The sequence below is a fragment of the Streptosporangiales bacterium genome (assembly GCA_009379955.1).
Taxonomy (GTDB): domain Bacteria; phylum Actinomycetota; class Actinomycetes; order Streptosporangiales; family WHST01; genus WHST01.
The window spans coordinates 1-7,443 of record WHST01000192.1 but is presented as its reverse complement, the minus strand read 5'-3'; the positions used below and the strand labels follow the sequence as shown (position 1 = coordinate 7,443).

Here is a 7,443-nt window from a genome sequence, read left to right as displayed (position 1 = left end):
TCGCACCGCCCGCACTACGCCGGGCGCTCATCGCCAGGGATCACGGGTGTGTGGTGGCCGGGTGTGACGCGCCACCGCAGTACACCCAGGCCCACCACGTCACCTGGTGGTCCCGAGGCGGCACCACCGACATCGACAACATGGCCCTGGTCTGCACCGTCCATCACACCGCCATCCATGACGGCACCGTCGACCTGACCATGATCAACGGCCGCGCGCACACCGTGCCACCCAGGTGGCTCGACCCGGCGCAGAAGCCGAGGTTGAACAGAGTGCACAACCGGCCGCCCTGACTGCGCGGTCAGTCATCCCTGCCGACGCGCCCGACCGGTGGCGGGTACGCCTAGCGCTTGCGTCCCGCCGCGCCCGCCACCAGCGAGACGCCGATCGCCGCGAGCACGAACTGGATGATGAGCTCGATCCAGTCGATCCGCGGCGTGCTGGCCACGCCGAGCACGCCCGCGAGGAACGTGCCGACGAGCGCCGCGGCGATGCCGACGAGGATGGTGAGCCACCACTTGATCTTCTGCCGGCCTGGCGCGAGCAACTTGCCGCCGAATCCGAGCACGATCCCGATGACGACCGCACTGATGATGCCGCTGATCTCCACGATCCTGCCCTCCGTTGTCTGGCAGGTCCCCCAGGAGACGAGCGTAGCTCGTGACGGCGGAGAGAAGGGCGGTTAGACGCTGCCGAATCCGACGTGGCGCTCGGACTGCTCGCCGATGTCGACGTACGCGAGACGGTCGCCCGGGATCAGGACCTTCCGCCCACGGGTGTCCTCCAGGACGAGCACCTCGCTCGCGCTCGACAGGGCGTTGACCACAGCGGTCTGCACGTCCTCCGCGGTGCCGCCGTACTCGACGACGAGCTCACGGGCGGCGTGCTGAACGCCGATCTTGACCTCCACTGGCTCTCCCTCGTAGCAGTCCGGTGTGGCGACGCCACCTCAGGAGACACACCCTACGTCGTGCGGGGCCAGCCGCTGATGCCGCGCCAGGCCAGTCGGGCGAGCAGGTCGACGGCGTCGGCCTTGGTCATCTCGTCGCGGACGGACAGCCAGTGTCGCGCGCTCACCTCGGCGGTGCCGACGAGACCGCGGGCGAGCAGTCGGGCGCCGTCGGGCGGCAGGTCGGTGTCTTCGGCGATGACCTGGCCGACGAGGTCGGTGCAGGTCGACAGGGCGGCGTCGAGGCGCTCGCGCACCTCGGGCTTGCTGCGCAGGTCGGACTCGAACACTAGCCGGAAGGCCTCGCCCTCGTGCTCGACGAAGTCGAAGAAGGCGCCGAAGGTGGCCGCGACCCGCAGCTTGTTGTCGGTGGTCGACCGTAGCGCGCTGCGGACCCGCTCGACGAGCTCGGCCGTGTGCTCGTCGATGAGGGCGAGGTACAGGTCGAACTTGCCGGGGAAGTGCTGGTAGAGGACGGGCTTGCTGACGCCGGCACGCTCGGCGATGCCGTCCATCGCGGCCGCGTGGTAGCCCTGGGCCACGAAGGTCTCGCGGGCGGCGTGGAGCAGCTGCTTGCGCCGCGCCGAACGTGGCATGCGGGCACCGCGCGCGCGTGCCTGCTGTGGCGCGGTCACTGTGCCTCCGCCGTTGGGGCGCCCCCTGTACGGGTGCGCGTTCGCCCCAAACCTACCTGTAGTCGTCCTCGTCGTCGCCGATCTCCCGGTACTGGTCGGCCGCGTCGGCGGGGTCGACGTCGTCCGGAACGGGGCCGCGATGGCCGGTGCGCAGGTCGTCGTCGGGGGACCGGCGCTCCTCCGCCGCGTCCGCGTCGGTCACCTCGGCGTCCACCCGGGCGGACTGGTCGGTGTCGAAGAGCCCACCGGTCTCGTCGTCGGTCCTGGTGCGGGGATCGAGCTCGGACATGTGCACCTCCTACGCAGGCAGTTCGTGGTGCGGGCCGTCGATCAGCGGAGCGAGCAGGTTACCCCCCTCGGCGACGCGTGTCAGGACGTCCTCGGCCTCGAACCGCAGGTCGCGGACGTGCGTGCAGGCCTCCACCTCTGCCCACTCGACCGGGGTCGAAACCGTCGGGGTGGGGGCGGCGCGCAGCGAGTACGGGGCGATGGTCGTCTTGAACGCGTTGTTCTGGCTCCAGTCGATGAAGACCTTGTCCTTGCGGAGGTTCTTCGTCATCCTCGAGACCACGAGCTTCGGGTTCGCCTTCTCGAGCCGCTCCGCCAGGCCCTTCGCGTACGCGGAGGTGCGTTCGGCCGGCGTCTCGGCGATCGGCACGTAGAGCTGCATGCCCTTGCGGCCGCTCGTCTTCGCGTACGCCTCGAGGCCGTCCTCCGCGAGCGCGTCTCGCAGCAGCACCGCGACGCGGCTGCAGGCGACGATGTCGGCGGGCGGTCCGGGGTCGAGGTCGAACACGACGAGGTCGGGGTCGTGCACGTCGCCGCCCGCGTCGACGCGCCACTGGGGTAGGTGCAGCTCGAGCGCGGCGAGGTTCGCGAGCCAGACGACCGTCGCGAGGTCCTCGACGACGACGAACCGCAGCGTCTCGCGGCCCATCGTGCTCCCCGGCGTCGGCAGCACCTCCGTCCGCACCCAGTCGGGCGTGTGCGACGGCGCGTTCTTCTCGAAGAACGGCTCGGACTCGACGCCGTCGGGGAACCGCTTGCGCGTCAGCGCGCGGTCGGCGAGGTGGGGCAGCAGTACCGGCGCGATCCTGGTGTAGTAGTCGATGACCTCGGCCTTGGTGAACCCCGTCTCCGGGTACAGCACCTTCTCCAGGTTGGACAGCTTGAGTGTCTGGCCCTCCACGTCCACGAGCACGCTACTCATGCCTCCTCGGGCTTCACAGCGGTCGGGTCGAGGTCCGGACGCAGGCCGCGCCAGACCGCGGCACGCAGCCGGCCGTCCCGTGTCCAGGAGTTGAAGCCGACCTCGGCCACCCGGACGGGGTCGATCCAGCGGACGTGGCGCTCGCTCTGCGGCGGCTCGAACCGGCCGGTCAGCGGGTTCGCGGCCGTCGAGTCGGGGGTGAACAGGGCGTGCAGGTCGTCGAGCATGCGGTCGGTGAACCCGGTGCCGACCTGGCCGACGTGGCGGAGCCCGCCCTCGCCGTCGGGGAGCGCGAGGACGAGCGCGCCGATGGTGCCCTCGCGCCGACCCTCGCCCGGCAGCCAGCCGGCGACGAGGACGTCGCGGCCGTACACGTGCTTGACCTTGCGCCAGATGTCGGCCCGCTTCCCCGGCCGGTACGTGGAACCGAGCCGCTTTGCGATGACCCCCTCCAGGCCGAGCCGCGCCGTCGCGGCGAACAGCTCCTCGCCGCCGCCCACGGTGTACTCGGGGACGTGCACGCCGGCGGCGTCCGCCAGCTCCAGTCCGGCGAGCAGCTCGCGGCGGTCCTCGAACCTCAGCGACACCGTGTCGTGTCCGTCCAGGTGGAGCAGGTCGAAGGGCACGTACGTGACCGCGACGTCCTGCCGGGCGGCGCGGACGTCGGCCGGCCTGCTGAGGTGCATGCGGTGCTGCAGCAGTCCGAAGTCGGGCCGCCCCTTCTCGTCGAACGCCACGACCTCGCCGTCGAGCACGGCGCTGGTGCGCAGCAGCCGCGTGAGCACCGCGAGCTCGGGATAGGTGGACGTGACGAGGTTGCCGAGTCGGCTCCACAGCCGCAGCTCGCCGTCACCGAGGCAGGCGACGACGCGGACGCCGTCCCATTTGGGTTCGAACGCCCACCCGTCGTCGCCCGGCAGGTCACCGGTGACGGCGAGCATCGGCGGGACGTAGGCCGGCAGCACGCCCACACCGTACTAGGAGGCTGACGGTAGACCCGGCCGCGGACAGGAACTCATCGTCGCTCTGTAGGCGGGTTCCGGTAGACATCCGCCGCGGCGCGGTGGAACCCGTCCGGCAGCCCAGCGGCGCGCATGGCCGAGGCGATCTCCTCCATCTCGCCGATCCAGCGCCACCCTTTCGTGGCCGCCGACCGTTCCGCGGATGCGAGTCGGTCGGTGAGGGCCGGCTGGGACAGCTCCCACTCGTCCGCGAGCGCCTGCTCGACACCTTCGCTCCTCGCCAGCGCCCACGTGGCAAGCAGGAGCGCGGCGCTGCCCTTCGTCCACGCCGCATAGGACGCCTTCACGGCCGAGGCGGCGCCGAGCTTCGCGCCGACGATCCGGACCTCGAGCGCCGTGCCGGTGAACAGGTCGTGCACGCCCTCGGCAGCCGGACCGGAGAGGTACAGGCGCGTCGTCCCCCGCCTGGTCGGTGGGCCGCCCACGATCCCACCGTCGACGACCGTCGCGGCGGGGGCGAGCAGCGGGGGGATCTCGCGCGCGGTCTCGGGCGCGACCGCGTTGGCGTCGACGTAGACGCCACCGAAGCCTGCGGCCGAGGCCGCGACGTCGACCGCAGCGTGGGGTGGGCAGATCGAGAGCACAGTGGAGCTGCGTTCGAGCAGCGCGGTCACGCCGCCGGCGTCGCGCAGGCCCGCGGCGTCCGCACGCTCCCTCGTCTGCGCGCCGCGCCCCTCGGACGCCCACAGGACCTCGATCCCGCGCCCCGTCAGCAGGGCGCCGACCGCCGCGCCCATCTCGCCGGGGTGGAGCAGGCCGACCACAGTCTCGTTTCCACGTGTCATGCGGACATCGTGGCCCACGTCGAATTCCTGAACGGCCGGGCAGTCGCTGCTGCCGGCGCCACGGGCCGGCGATGAGTTTTGCCGCCTCTCCGGGTCCGTACGGCGACTGCTGGTCGGCCGGGCGGACAATCCGTACGCGGTCGGGCATGCTTGGACCATCACGGCGGAGGGAGTGGCAATGCGGAGTATCTGGAAGGGTGCGATCTCTTTCGGACTGGTGTCGATCCCGGTCAAGCTCTACAGCGCGACCGAGGAGCGCGGGGTGTCGTTCCATCAGGTGCACCGCGAGGACGCCGGCCGCGTCAAGTACCGGCGCGTGTGCACGGTGTGCGGCGAAGAGGTCGCGTACTCCGACATCGCGAAGGGCTACGAGCTGCCGTCGGGTGAGGTCGTCGTGCTCACCGACGAGGACTTCGCCGACCTGCCGATCTCGTCCAGCCGCTCGGTCGACGTGCTGAAGTTCGTCCCGCTGGAGGAGGTCGACCCGATCTACTTCGCGAAGACCTACTACCTCGAGCCGGACGGGCAGGGCGCCAAGCCGTACGTCCTGCTGCGCAGCGCGCTCGAGCAGTCCGGGCAGGTCGCCGTGGTCAAGATCGCGCTCCGGCAGCGTGAGCAGCTGGCCACCCTGCGGGTGCGCGACGGCGTGTTCGTGCTCGAGACGATGCTGTGGCCCGACGAGATCCGCACGCCCGACTTCGGCTTCCTCGACGAGGACATCGAGGTGCGGTCGCAGGAGCTGGCGATGGCCACCTCGCTGATCGAGCAGATGAGCGGCGAGTTCGAGCCCGACGAGTACTCCGACGAGTACCGCGAGGCCCTGCAGTCGGTCATCGAGGCCAAGGTCGAGGGTCGCGAGGTCGTGCAGCCGGAGGAGCCGGAGGAGACCGGCCAGGTCGTCGACCTGATGTCGGCGTTGCGGGCGAGCGTCGAGGCGGCCAAGAGCGAGCGGGCCGGCGACAAGGCGGACGACGAGGACACCGGCGCCGCGAAGAAGAAGGCCGCGAAGAAGACGGCGTCGAAGCGTTCGACCCGCAAGACCGCCTGACGGGCGTCCGGGAATGGCGGCGCGCCTGAGAGGGTTGCCTCAGGAGACGACGTCTGCAGACGCCTGACCCCGCACCGCCGAGCCGCACCATCGGAGAGAGAACGTGTCGCTGCCACCACTTGTCGATCCCGCTCCCGAACTCACCGTCACCGAAGTACGCCGTTACTCGCGGCACCTGATCATCCCCGAGGTGGGGATGGACGGGCAGAAGCGGCTGAAGAACGCCAAGGTGCTGGTGGTCGGCGGCGGCGGGCTCGGCTCGCCGGCCCTGCTGTACCTCGCCGCGGCCGGCGTCGGCACCCTCGGCGTCGTCGACTTCGACGTCGTCGACGAGTCCAACCTGCAGCGCCAGGTCATCCACGGCCAGTCCGACATCGGCAAGCCCAAGGCCCAGTCCGCGCGCGAGAGCGTCGCCGAGATCAACCCGTACGTCGAGTTCCGCGTGCACGAGACGCGGCTCGAGTCGTCCAACGCGCTGGAGATCTTCGAGCCGTACGACCTCATCCTCGACGGCACCGACAACTTCGCCACCCGCTACCTCGTCAACGACGCCTGCGTGATCCTCGGCAAGCCGTACGTCTGGGGCTCGATCTTCCGCTTCGACGGCCAGGTCAGCGTGTTCTGGGACGAGCACGGACCCAACTACCGTGACCTCTACCCGGAGGCCCCGCCGCCGGGCATGGTGCCGTCGTGCGCCGAGGGGGGCGTGCTGGGCGTCCTGTGCGCCGCGATCGGGTCGGTCATGGTCACCGAGGCGATCAAGCTCGTCACCGGCATCGGCGACCCGCTCGTCGGCCGGCTGATGATCTTCGACGCGCTGGCGATGACCTGGAACACCGTCAAGGTCCGCAAGGACCCCGAGGGTGAGCCGATCAAGGAGCTCATCGACTACGAGGCGTTCTGCGGCGTCGTCTCCGACGAGGCTCAGGACGCGGTCGTCGACTCCACCATCACTGCCAGGGAGCTCAAGGAGAAGTTCGACCGGGGCGACGACTTCCTGCTGGTCGACGTCCGCGAGCCGCACGAGTACGAGATCGTCAAGATCCCGCACTCCGTGCTCATCCCGAAGGACCGGATCCTCTCCGGCGAGGCCCTGTCCGAGCTCCCGCAGGACAAGCCGGTGGTGCTGCACTGCAAGTCGGGCGGACGCTCCGCCGAGGCGCTCGCGGCCCTGAAGCAGGCCGGCTTCAAGGACGCCACGCACGTGCAGGGCGGCGTCCTCGCCTGGGCCAAGCAGGTCGACACCTCGTTGCCGACCTACTGACCGATCGAGCCGCCGTGGACGACTTCTCTGACGCCGTCCTCGACGTGGTGGAGCGCATCCCGCCCGGCCACGTGATGGCGTACGGCGACATCGCCGAGTACCTCGGCCGCGGCGGCCCCCGCCAGGTCGGCCGGGTGATGGCGACGTACGGCGGCGGCGTGCCGTGGTGGCGCGTCGTACACGCCGACGGCACCCCGGCGGTGCCCGAGGACGGCCGCGCCGTCGCGCTGCTGCGCGAGGACGACACCCCCATGCGCGGTGAGCGCGTCGACATGCGCCGCGCCCGCTGGCCCGGCGACACGTGACCCGAAGCCCGGGTCAGTGCTTCACCTCACCCACGTGGACTTCACCTCGTCCCGGCATGAGGTGAAGTCCCCGTTGATCACGTCAACCACTGGAGGACCCTGGCGGGCCATCCCCTACGGGTGAAAGGTGACCACCACCCCCCGCTGGGTCCCTAGTCGTGGCCGGTGCGCCGGCTTCCCATGGTGAGTACGTCCTTCCCATGGCGCATGGGCCATGGGAAGGAC

11 protein-coding genes are annotated in these 7,443 nt (G+C 70.6%); 4 read left to right on the top strand and 7 right to left on the bottom strand.

What is annotated here, in order from left to right; all coding sequences use genetic code 11:
- Positions 1-293: HNH endonuclease (locus GEV10_31245; GenBank protein MQA82879.1), on the top strand; the 293-nt coding region annotated here is incomplete at its 5' end.
- Between the two features lie 50 nt (positions 294-343).
- Here GEV10_31245 and GEV10_31240 read toward each other — a convergent pair.
- The 7 genes from GEV10_31240 to GEV10_31210 form a co-directional block, all read right to left on the bottom strand.
- The gene (locus GEV10_31240) at positions 344-610 is read right to left on the bottom strand and encodes a GlsB/YeaQ/YmgE family stress response membrane protein (protein ID MQA82878.1); all 267 of its coding nucleotides are present in this window, start codon (positions 608-610) and stop codon (positions 344-346) included.
- Positions 611-682: 72 nt separating this feature from the next.
- Entirely contained in the window at positions 683-910 is a 228-nt protein-coding gene (locus GEV10_31235; protein MQA82877.1) for a DUF3107 family protein, read from the bottom strand.
- A 53-nt stretch (positions 911-963) separates the two neighbouring features.
- Complete coding sequence (locus GEV10_31230) at positions 964-1,584, bottom strand: TetR family transcriptional regulator (protein MQA82876.1); 621 nt, start codon at positions 1,582-1,584, stop codon at positions 964-966.
- 52 nt (positions 1,585-1,636) lie between these two features.
- Positions 1,637-1,873, bottom strand: coding sequence for a hypothetical protein (locus tag GEV10_31225; GenBank protein MQA82875.1), 237 nt, complete (start codon positions 1,871-1,873; stop codon positions 1,637-1,639).
- A gap of 9 nt (positions 1,874-1,882) precedes the next feature.
- Positions 1,883-2,794 (bottom strand): ATP-dependent DNA ligase, encoded by a 912-nt coding sequence (locus tag GEV10_31220; GenBank protein MQA82874.1) that lies wholly within the window; start codon positions 2,792-2,794, stop codon positions 1,883-1,885.
- Entirely contained in the window at positions 2,791-3,735 is a 945-nt protein-coding gene (locus GEV10_31215) for a hypothetical protein (GenBank protein MQA82873.1), read from the bottom strand. Before GEV10_31215 ends, GEV10_31220 begins: the two co-directional genes overlap by 4 nt.
- Before the next feature lie 74 nt (positions 3,736-3,809).
- Complete coding sequence (locus GEV10_31210; GenBank protein MQA82872.1) at positions 3,810-4,601, bottom strand: DUF1932 domain-containing protein; 792 nt, start codon at positions 4,599-4,601, stop codon at positions 3,810-3,812.
- Between the two features lie 178 nt (positions 4,602-4,779).
- On the opposite strand from GEV10_31210, the gene GEV10_31205 reads away from it, so the two are divergent.
- The 3 genes from GEV10_31205 (at position 4,780) to GEV10_31195 (ending at position 7,218) form a co-directional block, all read left to right on the top strand.
- Complete coding sequence (locus tag GEV10_31205; GenBank protein ID MQA82871.1) at positions 4,780-5,649, top strand: Ku protein; 870 nt, start codon at positions 4,780-4,782, stop codon at positions 5,647-5,649.
- A gap of 103 nt (positions 5,650-5,752) precedes the next feature.
- Complete coding sequence (moeZ, locus tag GEV10_31200) at positions 5,753-6,913, top strand: adenylyltransferase/sulfurtransferase MoeZ (GenBank protein ID MQA82870.1); 1,161 nt, start codon at positions 5,753-5,755, stop codon at positions 6,911-6,913.
- Between the two features lie 14 nt (positions 6,914-6,927).
- Entirely contained in the window at positions 6,928-7,218 is a 291-nt protein-coding gene (locus GEV10_31195; protein ID MQA82869.1) for a cysteine methyltransferase, read from the top strand.
- Positions 7,219-7,443: the final 225 nt, after the last annotated feature.

Excerpts from the sequence above, each read along its gene's own strand:
- GEV10_31225 (MQA82875.1), bottom strand. The coding sequence starts at position 1,873 with ATGTCCGAGCTCGATCCCCGCACCAGGACCGACGACGAGACCGGTGGG.
- GEV10_31220 (MQA82874.1), bottom strand. The coding sequence starts at position 2,794 with ATGAGTAGCGTGCTCGTGGACGTGGAGGGCCAGACACTCAAGCTGTCC.
- GEV10_31215 (MQA82873.1), bottom strand. The coding sequence starts at position 3,735 with ATGCTCGCCGTCACCGGTGACCTGCCGGGCGACGACGGGTGGGCGTTC.
- GEV10_31210 (MQA82872.1), bottom strand. The coding sequence starts at position 4,601 with ATGACACGTGGAAACGAGACTGTGGTCGGCCTGCTCCACCCCGGCGAG.
- GEV10_31205 (MQA82871.1), top strand. The coding sequence starts at position 4,780 with ATGCGGAGTATCTGGAAGGGTGCGATCTCTTTCGGACTGGTGTCGATC.